General features: G+C 67.5%; 12 protein-coding genes and 1 pseudogene. 8 read left to right on the top strand and 5 right to left on the bottom strand.

The window, feature by feature from the left end; genetic code table 11:
* Together FHS37_RS38235 and FHS37_RS38230 are read right to left on the bottom strand one after the other, a co-directional pair.
* A partial coding sequence (locus FHS37_RS38235; RefSeq protein ID WP_184829865.1) for a tetratricopeptide repeat protein occupies window positions 1–1,951 on the bottom strand: 1,951 nt, incomplete at its 3' end.
* A gap of 48 nt (window positions 1,952–1,999) precedes the next feature.
* On the bottom strand, window positions 2,000–2,521 hold the full coding sequence (locus FHS37_RS38230; RefSeq protein WP_229890312.1) for a hypothetical protein: 522 nt from the start codon (window positions 2,519–2,521) through the stop codon (window positions 2,000–2,002).
* A 261-nt stretch (window positions 2,522–2,782) separates the two neighbouring features.
* On the opposite strand from FHS37_RS38230, the gene FHS37_RS38225 reads away from it, so the two are divergent.
* A complete protein-coding gene (locus tag FHS37_RS38225; RefSeq protein WP_308439538.1) occupies window positions 2,783–3,124 on the top strand; it encodes a hypothetical protein in 342 nt (113 codons plus the stop codon).
* A 269-nt stretch (window positions 3,125–3,393) separates the two neighbouring features.
* On the opposite strand, the gene FHS37_RS38220 is transcribed toward FHS37_RS38225, so the two are convergent.
* Together FHS37_RS38220 and FHS37_RS38215 are read right to left on the bottom strand one after the other, a co-directional pair.
* Window positions 3,394–4,080, bottom strand: coding sequence for a hypothetical protein (locus FHS37_RS38220; protein ID WP_229890313.1), 687 nt, complete (start codon window positions 4,078–4,080; stop codon window positions 3,394–3,396).
* Between the two features lie 110 nt (window positions 4,081–4,190).
* Window positions 4,191–5,072, bottom strand: coding sequence for an NmrA family NAD(P)-binding protein (locus tag FHS37_RS38215; protein ID WP_184829861.1), 882 nt, complete (start codon window positions 5,070–5,072; stop codon window positions 4,191–4,193).
* Window positions 5,073–5,198: 126 nt separating this feature from the next.
* Between FHS37_RS38215 and FHS37_RS38210 the strand changes: the two are divergent.
* Together FHS37_RS38210 and FHS37_RS38205 are read left to right on the top strand one after the other, a co-directional pair.
* Window positions 5,199–6,103: pseudogene (locus tag FHS37_RS38210) on the top strand (LysR family transcriptional regulator).
* A gap of 686 nt (window positions 6,104–6,789) precedes the next feature.
* Entirely contained in the window at window positions 6,790–7,302 is a 513-nt protein-coding gene (locus FHS37_RS38205; RefSeq protein ID WP_184829867.1) for a hypothetical protein, read from the top strand.
* Here FHS37_RS38205 and FHS37_RS38200 read toward each other — a convergent pair.
* Window positions 7,238–8,050 (bottom strand): IS5 family transposase, encoded by an 813-nt coding sequence (locus FHS37_RS38200; protein WP_184829859.1) that lies wholly within the window; start codon window positions 8,048–8,050, stop codon window positions 7,238–7,240. The two genes, FHS37_RS38205 and FHS37_RS38200, sit on opposite strands and share 65 nt — an antisense overlap.
* A gap of 383 nt (window positions 8,051–8,433) precedes the next feature.
* Here FHS37_RS38200 and FHS37_RS38195 point away from each other — a divergent pair, with 383 nt between their 5' ends.
* The 5 genes from FHS37_RS38195 to FHS37_RS40380 all read left to right on the top strand — a co-directional run.
* The gene (locus FHS37_RS38195) at window positions 8,434–8,838 is read left to right on the top strand and encodes a transposase family protein (protein ID WP_375372344.1); all 405 of its coding nucleotides are present in this window, start codon (window positions 8,434–8,436) and stop codon (window positions 8,836–8,838) included.
* Window positions 8,839–9,089: 251 nt separating this feature from the next.
* Window positions 9,090–10,058 (top strand): alpha/beta hydrolase family protein, encoded by a 969-nt coding sequence (locus FHS37_RS38190; RefSeq protein ID WP_184829857.1) that lies wholly within the window; start codon window positions 9,090–9,092, stop codon window positions 10,056–10,058.
* The gene (locus FHS37_RS38185; RefSeq protein WP_184829855.1) at window positions 10,055–12,136 is read left to right on the top strand and encodes a vWA-MoxR associated conflict system protein; all 2,082 of its coding nucleotides are present in this window, start codon (window positions 10,055–10,057) and stop codon (window positions 12,134–12,136) included. Before FHS37_RS38190 ends, FHS37_RS38185 begins: the two co-directional genes overlap by 4 nt.
* Window positions 12,133–13,119: an AAA family ATPase gene (locus FHS37_RS38180; protein ID WP_184829853.1), complete on the top strand. Its 987-nt coding sequence runs from the start codon at window positions 12,133–12,135 to the stop codon at window positions 13,117–13,119. The genes FHS37_RS38185 and FHS37_RS38180 overlap by 4 nt, the downstream gene beginning before the upstream one ends.
* On the top strand, window positions 13,112–15,950 hold a 2,839-nt coding region (locus FHS37_RS40380), incomplete at its 3' end, for an SAV_2336 N-terminal domain-related protein (RefSeq protein ID WP_311136985.1). The genes FHS37_RS38180 and FHS37_RS40380, both read left to right, overlap by 8 nt.

Here is a 15,950-nt window from a genome sequence, read left to right as displayed (position 1 = left end):
TGGCCCGCGTCAAGTCCCCGGCCGACTCGTAGGCGCCGGCGAGGTTGTTGCGGGAGGTCAGGGTGGAGGGGTGGTCCTCGCCCAGCACCCGCACCCGCTCCTGCAACGTCCGCTCGAACAGGGGGATGGCCCGTTCTAGATCACCCGCCGCGCGGTAGGCGCTGGCGAGGTTGTTGCGGGAGGACAGGGTGGAGGGGTGGTCCTCGCCCAGTACCCGCACCGCATCGTCCACCGTCCGCTCGAACAGGGGGATGGCCCGTTCTAGATCACCCGCCGCATGGTAAGCGTAGGCGAGGTTGTTGCGGGAGGTCAGGGTGGAGGGGTGGTCCTCGCCCAGCACTCGTAGGCAGGTGGTGTGAGCGCGGCCGAGGTAGGCGATGGCACGGCGGATTGTTCCCTGGTCGTTGAGGAAGCTGCCGGCGCTGCTGAGGAGGCGGGCCGTGGTGTGGGTGTCGGTGCCGGCGGCGGCATGGCGGGCGAGGGCGTCGACGTGGGGCAGCAGTTCCCGCCACAGCGGCCAGTTGGCCGGGTTGTTCCAGTCCTGCGGCAGGACGGTGTGCAGACGGCTGGTGGCGTGTCGGCGGGCCCGGTCGATCTGTTCGGGGGTGCGGTGGGGATGGCCGGGCTCGGGAGTGCGGGCCACTGCCTGGACCAGACGGTGCACCGACACCGTGTCCGCGGCCGGGTCGACGGTGAGCATCCCGTACGCCGACAGCACCCCCACCGTCTCCCACGCCCCATCCCCGCCGTCCTGGCCGTCCGGGCCGTTCTGGCTGTCCGGGCCTGGTTCTGCCGCCCGGAGGAGAGCGGTGGGGATGTGGTCGGGGGCGAACCAGGCCAGCATGCGCAGCAGGCCGGCCGCTTCGGGCTGGATCTGGGTGACACGGTCCAAGGTGACGTCCCAGATCCGGGCGATGGTCCGCTTTCCCGGGGTGTTCACCGCGCGTCGGCCCAGCATCCGGCCCGGCTGTCGGGCGAGGAGCTCGCGGTAGGCGCGGGGGGTAATGAACGGGTTCTGCGCGAGGTAAGCGCCCGCCTGCTCCAGGGCCAGCGGAAGATGCCCGAGCTCCTCGCACAAACCGGCGGCACCGCTCATGTCCCGGCCCGGATGATCAGCCACGGCGATGCGTGTCAGCAGCTTCAGCGAGTCCCCGGGATCAAGGACGTCCAGACGCACCACGGTCGAGGCCCCGGCCGCGCTCCAGCCGGTGGTGAGACGGGAAGTGATCAGAAACCGGCCGCCGCGCGCCCGGCCGACTAGAGTGGCGATGTCGGCGGGATTCTGCACATTGTCCAGGACGACGAGCCAGCCGGTGTGGCAGGCCAGCCACTGCATGCCCCACTCGGCAAGGGCTTCCACCGGCAGGACACGGGCCAGGAGAGGCTGCAGGGCGACGGCCAGGTCGGCCAGCCCCTGCTGCACCCCGGCCGGACTGTCCGCGGTGAACCAGCGCACCGGCACATGCCCGTGCGCACGCGTCGCAGCCCAGTGGGCGGCCAGGGTGCTCTTCCCGATCCCGCCCAGCCCCGACACCGCCTGCACCAACGCCACCCCCACCCCCTCCAACGCCGCATCCAACTCCTCCAGCTCACCACCACGACCCACAAACAAACCGGGGTGGAACGGGAGAGCGTCGAGGCCTGCGCGTGCCGGTACCTCGGTGGGCGGGTGGGCTTCAGGGGGCAGATTGAGGGTGATGGAGTTGTCGATTCCGGTGACGGCCTTTGCTCCGTGGGTAGCGGTTACGTTCCCGCTGCCCGTCACCTCCTGCCAGGTGCCTGCCGCAGGATGCGCCGGGACCGGGCTGCCGCCCGCGCCGGTATCGGTGACGTGCGTCTTTTCACCGCCGGCGTTGTCTCGCGGCGCGGACTCGGCGGCGCCTGGGTCGGGTCTGCCGTTACCGAGTCCGCGCCGAAACCACCGGGCCATGCCGCCCCCGCTTCTGTCCATGCTGTGTCTTCCGCCGGCCCGTCGGTCCGGACGGGCGGTTGCCGAGTCCTACCGGTTGTCGTTGACGATGCCGGTGATGGCGCTGGAGCCCGCTCCGGTGGCCTCCGCGTTCCCGGTGTGGGCTGCCCGTGCCGGGCCCCGGCGGCCGGGACCGGTGTTTTTCACTCCGGTGACTGCGCTGCCCCCGTCCTGGGCGACCGCGGTGCCCGTCGCGAACGCCGCGTCACCGGCCGTGGCGGCGGCGAACGCCACCAGCTCCCGCAACTCGGTCACCGCGCGCTCCCGGTCTTCCTCGTCGAGGCCTTCGAGCAGCGCCTCGAACCGGCCCGCCCACACGCCCTCCTGTCGCAGCCGCAGTGCTGCGGCGTCGCCGGCTCCGGAGGTCACGGGAAGGAGGGTCTGCGCGGTCGCCTCCAGCCGCTCCAGTTCCGCCGCGGCCCGCGTACTGTCCCCGCGGCCGAAGATCTCTGCGACGCGGCGCCGCAACCCCGTCCACGCGTCCGTCCCCGCCGCCTGCACCACGGCGCTGCCCCCCGCCGCGGCCAGCGCCGTCAATCCCTCAGCCAGCACAACCCACACCCCTCGCTCACGATGTTCCTGCCGCCCGGTTGGCGGCCCGGACACCATCACAGCGTTTCTTCTGTCAACACGCGGCACAAACAGCAAGAGTTCCCACAACCGATCCGCCCCTCTCCCTTGCGGATGAAGGACGCTCCACCCCTTTCGCTGTGCGGAGGAGACCATTCCGGGCGTGGCGGGGCTGGCTGCGTCTCACAATGAGGCCCTGCCATGACGTCACAGGGCGATAGGGGGCCCGGTATGCCGGTATGGGTGAAGTACACGGTGATCCTGGCTGCGGTGGTGGGGATCGTCTCGACTCCGCTGGTCTGGCTGCTCGACGGCCCGGACACCGGGCAGATGGTCGGCGCAGTGGTGCAGGCGGCGACCGGGGTGGCCGCCCTGGTCTGGGCCGTGATGCGGCAGCCGCAGACGGTATCCGAGCAGTCGGCCGTCGACACCGGGGATGCCCGGGCCGTCGGCGGCGGCGATGCCAACACCGGCAACCGCCGCCCCGGCGCAACAGGCGGCGGCTCCACCCGGGCGGAGCGCACCGGCAACGCCACGGCGAACGGCCCCGGCAGCAAGGCCAACACCGGCATTGACAACAGCTGACCCATCCCCGTTACAGGCTCCGCGCCCCGATCGCCGGCCGTGGACAGGTGTGCTCGCTGGTGACGTGTGCACGCCTCGAGGTGGGCTGGACCCGTGGTTCGCCGGCGGCACCGCACCACACGAGGGGCACACCGTGGCACGACCTGGACGGCACCACAACCACGAAAGTGCCGACGATAGCGCTGCCGGACACCTCGAGCATCTCCCGCCCGCAGGCACCGCAGCGCCGGGCACCTCAGGCGGACCGGACCCCTACCAGGCAGATGTCGTCATGCCGGTAGCGCGGGTTGTGGGCGGGGAGCAGTCGGTCGAGCACACTCGATCCGCGGTTTCAGCCCGCGCGTCACCTTCGTGACCAACCGCATCGTGGGCAGCTTCTCGTAGCGGCCCGCTGCCTGGGCGCGCTGCACCGCCCAGGCCCGCTCCGACTCAACGTAAGCCTCGATCTGGCCGACCGCGTTGATGGACGCGTAGAAGACCCTGCTCTGTTTCGCCTGGGTGAGCGCCGCGGCGATGTGACCGTGGCAGTAGCGGCCAAAGCGCAGGCGCCGGCTGGGCAACTTGAAAGTGAGCAGCGCGCCGCCCTCCTGCCGGCGCAGGCCGGAGCTGAGCAGCAGCTGCACGAAGCTGGTGTTGCGCAGCTCCGTCCGCGACTCCCACCCGGGTGCCGGAAACCCGGCGCGGGTGTGGCCGCGCAGCCCAATGTCCGGCCACAAGCCCCAGGTCCGCGGCGTCAGCCACAGCACCCGCGAGCTCACCGAGTCCGCAGCCCGGTCCTCGCGCCGCGAGACGTCCACCGGCAGCGGGTAGACCTTCGCCCACCGGAACAGCTTGGTGAACGTGGACGCCTCCAGGTCCCACTTCGTCCCGCCGATCCGGCCCGGATTCTCCGCCGCCCGGCACTTCCAGTGCCGGTAGTCCGCCAGGTCCTGCCGCGTCGCCCTTCGCCACGGCACGCGATCCTGTTGATCATTTAGAGGGGCGGCATCGCCCGATGGTGGTGTGCGGGGCCGCTTCCTCCGGTGCCGGATGAGGCGGCTGCGCCGGGCACTGACCGGCGTGCTGGTCAGGACCGGATGGCCGGCTCCAGGACGTTCTGGCACCACTGGCGGAAGTCGGTTGCGGTGGCGGAGGCCGGGTCGCGGGGTTCGGCGTTGTAGATGCCGTTGTTCTGCGCGTCGACCATGTCGGCCATGTCCTGGGCCAGCGAAGGGCTCGCGCCGCGCTGCACCATCCGGTCCTGGAAGTCCGCGAGCGGCACCTGCTGATAGCGCACCGTGCGGCCCAGGGTTTCGGTGATGATCTCGGCCATGGCGTCGGGGGTCAGGCTGTCCGGGCCGACCAGGGGAACACGGGCCTGACCGTTCCAGGTGGTGTCCAGCAGAAGGTCTGCCGCGGCGGCGGCCACGTCCTGGGTGGCGACGGTCAGCAACGGCCGGTCCGCGGTGTTCGCCAGGGAGAACACACCCTGCTGTGCGATCGGCTGGACCTGGTGGAGGACGTTCTCCATGAAGAACGGCAGCGCCAGCGCCCGGCACTGCACGCCGGTGCTCTCGATCAGCTCGTCCATGTCGAGCGCGGCCGACAGCAGGCCGGCCGCGCCGTTGTATCCGTGGCCCAGGGAGGTGACGTGCACCATCCGCACGCCCCGGCTTGCGGCTTCCTGGGCGGCGGCCCGAGTGAAGTCCAGGTAGTAGCTCCCGGCGGGGCCGGCGTCCCGGAAGCCGGCCGGGGGCACGAGCCAGAACAGCCGGTCAGCGCCCTCCAGCGCCTTCGCGATCGTGTCCGCGTCGGCGTGTGAGCCCTCCACCACCTCCGCCTGCGCGCGCACGTGCTCCGCGAGGCGGGAGGAGTCGCGGGCGATCACCCGCACCGGTTCACCGCTGTCCAGAACCCGGTCCAGGACCTGTCGGCCGATGTCACCGGTCGGCGTAGTAACAACGATCACGAGTGCCTCCATGCGTGGCGGTCGGCGGCGGATCCCGGGGGGCGTGCCGGGCGGTCGCTTTCGAGTGGACCTCGCGCGACGGTGCGGGTGAAGGACCACTTTGGTCGCTATCGATACCCTGGGGGGATGAATGATCTGGAGGTGCGGCAGCTCCGCTACTTCGTCGCGGTCGCGGAGGAACTGCACTTCGGGCGGGCCGCCGAGCGGCTGGGCATGGCGCAGCCCCCGCTGTCCCGCACGATCCGCGACCTTGAACGACAGCTCGGCGTGACACTGTTCGAGCGGACCACCCGGCAGGTGAAACTCACTGGTGCCGGAGAGGTCCTGTTGCGCGACGCCAGAACTGCCCTGGAGGCGGTCACCGCCGCCGCCCACCGGGCCCGGCACGCGGGCAGCGCCTCGCCCCGGCTGCGGATCGCCCTCAAGGCCGACATCGACGGCGGCCTGCTGCCGCAGATCCTGGACGCCTACGGCACCGACCCCGCGGCTTTGCCCCCCCCGAACTGGTCCTCGGAGGTTTCGGCGATCAGCCCCAGGCACTGCGCGACGGCCTCGCCGATGTGGCGCTCATGCTCCGCCCCGTGGATGACCGAGGTCTGGACAGTGAACCGCTGCTGACCGAGCCGGTCCTAGTCGCGATGGCCGCCACCGACCCACTGGCCGCCCGTACCCGGCTGTGCCTGGCCGACCTGGCCGGCCGGAGCCTCCCCAACGGCGCGCCGGCCGACGGCGGCCGAACCGCGCCGTCCCCGTCCGGGGCGACGAGACAAGCCTCCAACTTGTCGGAGATCTTCAGTCTCGTCGAGACGGGCAGCATCGTGTTCTTCGCACCCGCCTCGGTCGCCCGACGCAACCCGCGCCCTGGGGTTGCCTACCGGCCGGTCAGCGACCTGCCGAACTGCACACTGGCCGTTGCCTGGCCCCAGGAAGCCCGCTCCCCAGCCGTCGCCGCCTTCGTACGCGCCGCTTGCGCGATCGCATCCGCGCACAACGCACAAGCGGACACCCATACGCAGAGCACGACCGCCTGAGCACCGACACCATCGATGCAAACACCGGCCGCTGGGTCGGGCCCACAGCAGCGAGTCGGATCGTATGCCTGCGACAGGCGATCGAGTCGTCTGTCCGTTGTCAACAACGCTTGTGGTCAATACACCTAGCGGTCGCGGCCCCTCAATCAGTCACGCCAACGCGGCGCCGCTACACCACAGCTCCGTGCTCTCGGCGGCTTCCTTCATCTCCGGGAGACCCTTGTTGACGCGGGGCGGGATACGCGAGGCCATCTGCTTGGTCAGCGACCGGTCAACATCTTCCTCTCGTTCTGAACCCACTGCTGTCCGTGGTGAGTTCTGGACAGGAGCAGGCCTTCAACCCGCACAGTCGGCAACAGTGGGTGGCGGCAGGACCGATCGCCACGATGCGGATCTTGGCTGCCGCTATCCCTGCTGGCCTCACGCGCACCCCCTCCCAGCGATGGCACCACCTCTGCGGCGCGAGTGATTACGTCGTAATCACCCGCCTCAGGTAACGGTGCTCTCCACTCCACCCACCGTGCTCAGGTGCACGCCGGGCTCCAGGTCGGACAACTCTGTCTCAGAGGCCGTTCTCTTTCCGAATCTCGTGTGATGTCTTCGCTGGTCAGGCATGAAGCAGCCGCTGTCGCGGGAGCCTCGGCTCGGTGCCGGACGAGATGTCGTGGAGGTGGCGGATGCCGTCGATGCGGGCGGTTCTGGAGGAGCGGCAGAAGGTCGCAGCAGTGCGGGTGCAGGAGCTCGAGGCCGAGCTGGAACAAGTGCGGGCGGCTCTGGCGGCCGCAGAAGAAGTGCACCGCCACCGAGTGATCGGTCTGGAGCAGTATCTGGAGGCGCTGGCCGAGGGGGGTGCGCCTGTCGAGATGGCAGTCGAGGTGCCGCAGAAGAAGCCGGTCGGGCCGCGTCGGGCGGTGCCTCACCGGCGACAGGCGAGTGAGGTGGCGGAGTTGTCGCCGGATTATCAGGCGTTGATGGTCGCTGCGGTCGATGCGGGTGGCGACGGGCTGGGTGCCCGGCGGGCGGCGGTGGTGCTGGGCTGGGACAGCGCGTCCGCCTCCCGCGTCGAAGGCGCCAGGGCCCGGCTGAAGCGGCTGGTGGAACGGGGCTGGCTGGTCGAGGTGAAGCCGGGCAGGTTCACGCTGCCCGAGCCACCCCTGGAGCAGGACGCTGGTGCCGGGCGGCCAGGCGGCGGCTCATGAGCATGGTCATCGACCACAGGATGACCGCTTCGCTGGTGTCGGTGCGGCGTTCGTAGTCGCGGACCAAGCGCCGGCTGCGCAGGCACCAGGCGAACGATCTTTCCACCACCCAGCGGCGGGGCAGCACCTGGAAGCCGTGCATGTCGTCGCTGCGGCGGACGATGTCCAGGCCGACTCCGAGCTGCGTGGCACTCCAGTCGACGAGGTGGCCGGTGTATCCGCCGTCGGCCCAGATCCGTGCCAGCCGCCCGAAGCGGTCCCGGGCCTCGGGCAGCAGGAGGCGGGCGGCGTCCCGGTCGGTGGTCGAGGCCGGTGTGACCAGCACGGCCAGCAGCAGCCCGAGCGTGTCGGTGAGTAGGTGCCGCTTGCGTCCGTTGATCTTCTTGCCGGCGTCGAAGCCCCGCGAGGTGAGGGCGACGGTGGCGTCCGCCTTCACCGACTGCGAGTCGATGACCGCCGCACTCGGCTCCGCACCGCGGTCCTCGGCCTCGCGGACGGCCTCGCGCAGCCGGTCGTGCAGCTCGGCCACGAGCCCCACGTCCCGCCAGCGGGCGAAGAAGGCATACACGCGCGGCCAGGGCGGGAAGTCCGACGGCATCGCCCGCCATTTGATGCCGTTGTCGACGAGGTAGCGGATCGCGTCGATCATCTGCCGGTGGCAGTAGCCCTCCGGCCGCCCGCCCCGGCCCGCCAGCCATCCCGGCACCGGCAGCAGGTCCCGCACGGCTGCCCACTCGGTATCACTCATGTCCGAGCCGTACCGGGGCCGGCGCTCCGGCCGGTCGGCCGCGTTCCCGAACCTGTGGGCGAGGCAGTCACACCCAGGAGTGGCCGGACTGGACCCGGCGATCGCGACCACGCGACACTTCGACAACAGTGCCTCTTGCTTCTCGCTGGACTCGACATCCGCGAGCTACCAAGAGGCCCTTCTCTCATGCCTCGGCACCAGCAATCTCACCCGATCCAGCACCGTGTTCGAGGCCCGACCGACCACGCACACGGATAGAGAACAGCCAGTCAGACAAAGCCGATGCGGATAGGGAGAAAGGAGTGGGGCGGGCAGCGACCAGCACCGGGTACTCGAAAACCGCATCCCTCAGGTCCAACTCGGCGTAGCGCAGCTACAGCGTAGTGGTCAATACCCACCAGGTGCGCGCACAGCTCCTGGCCGATCCCACCGGCCGACTGCTGTGGACCTCACCGGCCCTGCCCGGAGCCGTGCACGACGTCCGGGCCGCCCGCGAGCACGGCATCATCCGCACGCTCACGGACACCGGCATCACCTGCTGGGCCGACAAGGGCTACCGAGGCGCCGGGGGCACGGTCCGTGTCCCGTACTGGGGACGCTGGGAGACCCTTTCCGCAGGTCAAAAGGCAGTCAACCGGCCCCACGCGAAGATCCGGGCCCTCGTCGAGCAGGCCGTCGCCACCCTCAAGTCATGGCGGCTCCTCCGCAAACTGCGCTGCTCGACCACTCGCATCACAATCCTCGTCCAAACCGTCCTCTGCCTGCATCTGGCCAGCTCAGACCGATGATGGAAAAGGCTCATGGCCTGGAAGTTTGTTCTGTTCCCGTATGGAGGCACCTTCGCGGGAGCCCAAGCCTGCTCGAGGTTGCCGACTGACACCTGGAGGTGGTGGCGGCGTCCACCTGATGGGCGCCACCACTTGCGGATGCATGGCAGAGTCCCATCTCGGTGCGCACCACCGCGAGCCTGTATGTTCTGCTGCCGTGCGATCCCACATACAGGCACAATGTCCTCCTGCCAGGAAAGAGGAGGGGCCTCATGGCAACGGGGAAGCCTCAACTGTTGTTCGTGCACGGCATCGGTCGCCTTCGGGACAGCGCTGCTGACCGCCGTAGGTGGCTGCAGGCACTTGCTGTTGGGACGCGGGACGCTAAAATGCCCGATGTCATCTCTGCATTGACACAAGGCTGGCTGGCGGACGTCACGTTCGTCAACTACAGCGACCTGTTCAACCGTCAGGGGGCCCAGGGCCCTGCCGTTGTGGACCTCAACAACGAGCATGAAGTGCCTTTTCTGGCAGAGCTGCTTGACTCGATGTTGGAAGAGCTTGCTGAGCAGTTCCCGCTGGAGAGCAGCCCTCAGGGCGCGCGGGTCATCCGTGACGCGCGCTTCCAACTCGATGCTGCGATTGAAAACCGACAGGCCCAGGGCGTAGGAGATATCGGCCGACGGTTGATTGGTGTCACGACGACCATGCTGCGCCTCCCCGGCGTGTGCCAGGCGGCGCAGTGGATGAATGGCTCGACGCTTCTGGGTCAGCTCGCCCAAGTCGGCCGTTACTTGGACCGTAGGGCTAAAAAGGCGGAACTGGGCGCGGCCATTCGCAGCCGGGTGCTCGACGGCTTGGACCCTGCGCGGCCTCTCGTGGTGGTGTCGCACAGTCTGGGTACAGTGGTTGCCTACGAGGCACTCCACGAGTATGAGGGAATGGTGCCTCTGTGGGTGACCTTGGGTTCGCCTCTGGCTCTGGGAGCGGTGGTTCTGGATCGTCTGGTTCCGCGCCCGGGGCGCTGCCCTGAGAACGTGGCCTCTTGGCGCAACTTCTGGGACCGCGATGACATCATCGTGGGCCGGCCGCATCTGGCCGAGTGGATCCGCCCGAGCATGAGCGGTGTCAAGGCTGTGACAGAGCGCGTTGAGTCGCGCGGACTGTGGACGCATACCGCTACGAAGTATCTGGAGCACGGTGCTGTCGCTCGTCCGGTGATCGAGGCCCTTCAGTCGTGACCACCTTGGCAAATCCGCCCCGTCATGTGCTCGTGGTAGGTGCCCAGTGCGAAAACGCCAAGCTGGAGGGGTTAGAGGACGCTGCCCGCGACCTGCATGCTGTCCTCGTAGACCCGGAGCTGGGAGGCTGCGTAGACCGCGGTGAACACTCTCTGCTGATTGGCAACAATCTAGGCAAAGCTCGAGTCTGTGAGGCCGTGGAGCGTGCTGCCGAGGATGCACGGCGTGACGGCGGTCTCCTCGTGCTCGCCCTGCTTGGTCACGGTGAGGGCGCTGAGGGTGCCCCTCTGCACTTCGTCACGTCGGGAATGGAAGGCGCCCCACGGCTCTCCAACGTGGACGTCTCCTCCCTGCTTGGCGACGTCCTCAATCACCCTGGCCTGGCCGGGTTAATCACCATTGTCGACACCTGCCTCGCTGGCGGGGCGGTACCGGCCACTCCGATGGTCACCGCGGGACCGCAGGCAGGCAACGTGCGGTTCTCCCTGCTTTTCGGGGCCACCGCAAAGGAGGCAGCGTACCGCCTGCGGCTGAGCAAGACCCTCATCCGCCTGATCGAGGAGGGTCTGCCGGACGCTGGGGAGTTCCTGAGAGTCGATGACGACTTGATGGAGCAGCTCCGGGAGCAGATCAGTGGTCAGCAGCCAGGACGATGCATCTTCGACGGAGCCCCGTTTTTCGGTGATGTCCTTTGGCTGGCCCGGAATCGCGCTGCCTCTTACAGTCACGAGCTCGGACCAATCGCGAGTAAGGCGGTACGTGACGCTGTCCGGCGAATCGACAGCACCCTCCAGCTGTCCACAGAGGGTGAAATCGCCGCGTGGTTGAAGGAGAACCAGCAGACTGCAGGTGTCGGTTCTCGGCTTGCTGTACACCGGTTACATGAGGTGCTGGACGAACTGGCGGTCAGCCGCAAGACGTTGAACGTTGCGAACAAGGTCTTTGGTCCGCACCTGACCGAAGACGATCTGCTGCTGGCCGGAATGCTAGCGGGCCTTCCTCTACACCTCCTGCGGCGCGAAGCACCGCCGAACCTGCGGGATCTGGTCGAGTACGCCGCTCATCATGGAGGTGCTGCCGAGGGCCAACACCGGGCGTTGGCCCATTTGGCCGCGGCAATGACCCATGTGGCGGGATGCGGGGACACGCTGCCGGAAGAGGTAGTCATCTGGGCGCAGGATTTTGGACTCACTCCGATGGTCAACAGTCGCTTGCGTGAGCTGAACCATCAATCTCACCCTGACAGGGCTCCACGACTGGTCTTGGTGCTGGCCGATGACGGAGGTGAGAGCGTCGTCCGTGTAGATGCGTGGCTGCTCTTCGGCCGTGCCGTGCTCGGCAGTCAGCGCTTCCCCTGCAGCCCCGGAGAGAAAGGGCTGAAGACTGCTTTGGCTCAGGCCGTGGCCTGGTCGGGACCATGGGCGAACCTTGCGGGAAAGCGGTTGAAGTACATCGACGTGGCCGCACCGACCCTCGTGTTGCTGGATTGTCCTCCGGAGGAGCAAGTCTTCCGTAAGCAGATGACGTTAGGTGTCAACTACACGGTGACGACCCGTTGGTCGGGTCTGCTGGCACCCCCTCACGGCACCACGGTCGATGACATGCTCCAAGTCGGCGAAGAGTTGTTGGTTTCCCTGGACGACAGTAAATGTTCCGGCCCTGACTGGCTCCACGCGGACCAAATGGGGACCGTTGAGCAAGTGCAGAAGCATCTGAGCAATCACGGCTTCGGACAGCGCGTTTGGGCAGTGGCCTCTCTGCCGACGACGGACTGGGACTTTATTGCGCAGGAACTCCTTGAGCACACGCCTGCGCTGGTCTGGCCACGGCAGAAGGATGTCAGTGACAAGCAGAAGCTCAAGGCTTCCGTCGGGAAGTACTGGCGGGCCTTGCCACTGCACGTTGCGCAGGCCTACCAGCAGGATCTGAGTGGAGACCTGAGTCACGATGATGAACTCGGACCTCTTGCGGCCGTGAGAGTCGCTTGGCATGACAAGGACTGGCAGGCGTTCTGCCGGAGACGGGCAAGCACGGTCCTGAGAGCACCTGACGAGATGATGTACAAGGAGCAAGCATGAGCTGGACCCCGTACTACCGGGGCACGGGAGTCCCCCCAAAGAACCGCGCTGAGCCACCGATGCTGCCGCCCCCGCCGCCGTGGCGCTCCCCTGTAGGTCAGCAGACAACAGACTTGAGCAAGGACCTCGCCAGGACCTATCGCCCGGTCCCTGGCCTCGTCGACGCAGTGAACGCCGCCCTGCACCTGCGCCGCCCCCTGTTGCTGACTGGCCGCGCGGGCTCCGGGAAGTCCACCGTCATCCGTCAGATCGCGACGGAGCTCGACCTAGGCGAGGTACTCCACTGGCACATCACCTCCCGCAGCACCCTCGCCGACGCGCTCTATCGCTACGACGCTCTCGGCCGCATCCACGCCCACAACCTTCGCACCCTCGACAGCAAGAGCCAGACAAAGGACGACGAGCACGAGGACGACATCGGAGACTTCGTACAGCTCGGCCCCCTGGGCACCGCGCTTCTCCCAGGCAACTGTCCCCGTGCACTGTTGATCGACGAGATCGACAAGAGTGACCTCGACCTGCCAAGCGATCTCCTCGATGTTCTAGAGCGCGGCAGCTTTGAGATCCCTGAACTTGCCAGACACCCCAAGCCCGAGATCCAGGTACGCACCGCCGACAAGGCCCGCAAACGCAATATCAAGCACGGCTGGGTCCAGTGCACCGAATTTCCGGTCATTGTGCTGACAAGCAACGGCGAACGTGACTTCCCCGCTCCTTTCCTACGCCGCTGCGTCCGCTTCGAAATGCCGCCCCTCTCTCAAAGAACCCTCACCGACATCGTCGCCGCCCATCTTGGCAATATCGAGGACAGCACCACTGCCACTCTCGTGCAGACCTTCCTCAAGAAGCTGAACGACGACGAGTACGTCGCGATTGACCAACTGCTAAATGCCGTCTACCTTCTGCGCGGCAACCACGTCCCGGACTTTAACCAGCGGCAGAGCCTGGAGAAACTGCTGCTGCAGGAGCTGGGGCGTGGCTGAGGATACTGCCGCCCGGCTAGCAAAGCTCACTCTGGCAGCCGGCGGCGACATCGACGTCAAGGAACTCCTCGACGCAGTGGTACTCGCCTCCGCTTGGGCGCACGCCGAACGGAATCCCGATAGCCCCTCCTCCGACGCCACGGACGACACAGCGCAGCGCCAGAAGCAGGGCCAGGCCAACACCGCCACTTCTGCGGAAAGCAACCAGGCACTGGGAGGTGAGAACGCGATGGGCTCTACTCGTGATCCTGCCGCCTCCGTATGGCTCAAGGACCAGATGGGCACTCACAGCGTTCCTGGCAAACGGGTGAGCATGGGCCGTGCCGCCGCTTTACCCGACGCCCTCGACATCGGCCGTGCGCTGCGCCCGTTGCGCCGGCCATGGCTCTCTGGCGTTCAGCGCCGCCTTGACGTCAATGCCACCGTCGATCATTATACCCGTACCGGAATGCTCGTCCCTCAGCTCGCTCCCGCGCCGGAGCCCTGGCTAGAGGTGATCGTCGTCCTCGACCGCGGTACCGCCATGGCGGTGTGGGACGAAACGGTCCGCGTCCTCACCAAGATGCTGCGTGCCCTGGCCGCCTTCCGTGACGTTCGTGTCTGGCACCTTGAGCACCCGCCCGGCGAGACCCCCGTCCTACACGACCACCATGGCCGTGCCCTACCTATGCACCCGGATGCAGCTCAACACACTCAGCCGGCGCGCCGCCTCCTCCTTGTAGTCTCTGACTGCGCCGCGCCGGCCTGGCGGCAGGAAGCCCTATGGCGGACCTTGCACACCTGGGGTCGTACCGCCCCGGTCGCCCTCATCAACCCGCTGCCTAAGCGGCTTTGGCAGCGCTCTGGCCTTGATCTTCCTCGCACCACCGCGACCGCGACCGTGTCCGCCTCACCCGGCCGTCTCCTCTCCTACCGCCGCCCACGCCTTCTCCGTGAAAGCGAGGAGACGAAACCGTGGCAAGCACTGCCCGTCCTGCAGCTGGCCCCCGACCAGGTCCTCGCGTGGGCCCGCACCCTGATGCGCACAGACCCGAACGGCTGCGAGGCCGTCCTCGTCCCGGCCACCGGCCGACCACCTCTGCGTCACCGTCGCCATGGGCCGATCAACCAGGACGAAGCATCCACCGACGAGCAGGTACGTGCCCGCGCTGAGGCATTCACAGACGACCGTCAGTCCAACGCCGTCCGCCTCGCTATCGCGGCCTCCCCGCTGGATTCCTTCACGCTGCCTGTGCTCGACGTCCTCCGAGAACGTCTTGTCCCTGAAGCCACCCTGGCAGACACCGCCGAGTTCCTCACTGCTGGCCTCCTCACCGCCACCCCCCGCGGGCCTGCCGACACGCTTTACCACTTCCACCCCGCGGCAGCCAGCCACCTGACCAGTCTGCTTACCCGAGACCAACTCTGGGACACTCACTTCGCTCTGAGCGACCACCTCGCTGCCCACCTTCAAGCCCCTCACGGAATCCCCGTTGTCCTCCACTCACCCCATGCCGAGGAAATCCTGGCGACCGGTGTCCGCCCTATCGCCCACGCGGCGGCTGCCACAGCACGGCTGCTGGGAGTGGAGGCAACGGATCCCATGCCTGAAGCCAGACACCGCTCCGCTGTCGACCTAACGGCAGCGACGTCGACAACGTCACAGCACGGCACCGTTCCCGCCAGTGCCAAGAGGCGGGAAGACAGCCCCCACGTCACGGAGCTCCACCTCACCCTGGCGCGGCTCTTCCGATCACTTCTTGCCCGGGCCTCGGATCCTCACGCATTCCATCCGAGCGAGCCAGGGCAGCAAGAGGCACCGATGGGTACGGCAGGCAAAAGCGGACTGGGAGAGCAGGAAGCGCCTGCGCACTGGACCTCACCAGAGTTGGTAATTAGCATCGACGCCCAGCGTTCCGGCGCGTACGCCGACGTGGAAATGCCGAGAGTGCGCGCCCAGATGCATCGGGTGCTTGAGACGGCGTTCGTCCACACCAGCGTGACGCGCAGTCCCGTGTATTTGGAAGACCACGGCGACGGTGTGCTGATCTCAATGCGGGACCAGGTCCCGGTGACCCAGATGCTTGGCCCGTGGCTGGCCGAGGTACACAAGAACCTGCGGGATGAGAACCACGGCCAGCCCGCTCTGCTGGGACTGCGGATCGGTATGCACGTCGGCCTGGTCCGGCACGACAACCTGGGTATCTCCGGACGCGCTGTTGACCTCGCCTGCCGACTGGCCGACTCCGCTGTCGCCAGGCAACTGCTCGACGCTGAGGGTGCCGACCTCGTGCTAGTAATCTCCCAGTCCCTATACGAGGACGCGGTCAGGAATAGCGACAGCTTTATCGAACTTGAGCGCTTCTCCTCGGCTGAGCTGGAGTTCAAGGAAGGTGAGGTCACGGCCTGGTTTCACCTGCCCGATCGTCCTGCTCCAGAAATTCCCGCTGCCCTGACAAAGCGCAGGAAACCCGGTGAATTGGCCTCGATTCTGCGCGACTTGACTACCCTCCTCAAGGACATTGCATCGATGCTCACGAGGGGCAGCTACCCCGACCGAACGTCCGGGAAGAAGATCGCCGGACTGTTGCGCGCCGTCGCCGATCAGCTGGACGTCTACGGCGCCACTTCCGCACCGCACGATGCTATGCGTCAGCAGATCGAACGTATTGCGCAAGCCCTCGAAGGCCCAACCGATGACCGAGCCATCGTTCAGGGGAAAACGGATGCTGAGCGGTTGTTGGGTGACGACCATCCCGACACCCTGGCCTCCCGTAACAACCTCGCCGGCGCCTACGAGTCGGCCGGGGATCTGACGCGGGCCATCCCCCTGTACGAGCGGACGTTGCGGG

The sequence above is a fragment of the Streptomyces griseomycini genome, assembly GCF_014203535.1.
Classification (GTDB): domain Bacteria; phylum Actinomycetota; class Actinomycetes; order Streptomycetales; family Streptomycetaceae; genus Streptomyces; species Streptomyces griseomycini.
Note: the sequence above shows the minus strand (reverse complement) of the source record. Positions and strands in the feature narration are given on the sequence as shown.

Coding starts and splice junctions, on each gene's coding strand:
- FHS37_RS38205 (WP_184829867.1), top strand. CDS start 6,790: ATGCGGGCGGTTCTGGAGGAGCGGCAGAAGGTCGCAGCAGTGCGGGTG.
- FHS37_RS38200 (WP_184829859.1), bottom strand. CDS start 8,050: ATGAGTGATACCGAGTGGGCAGCCGTGCGGGACCTGCTGCCGGTGCCG.
- FHS37_RS38190 (WP_184829857.1), top strand. CDS start 9,090: ATGGCAACGGGGAAGCCTCAACTGTTGTTCGTGCACGGCATCGGTCGC.
- FHS37_RS38180 (WP_184829853.1), top strand. CDS start 12,133: ATGAGCTGGACCCCGTACTACCGGGGCACGGGAGTCCCCCCAAAGAAC.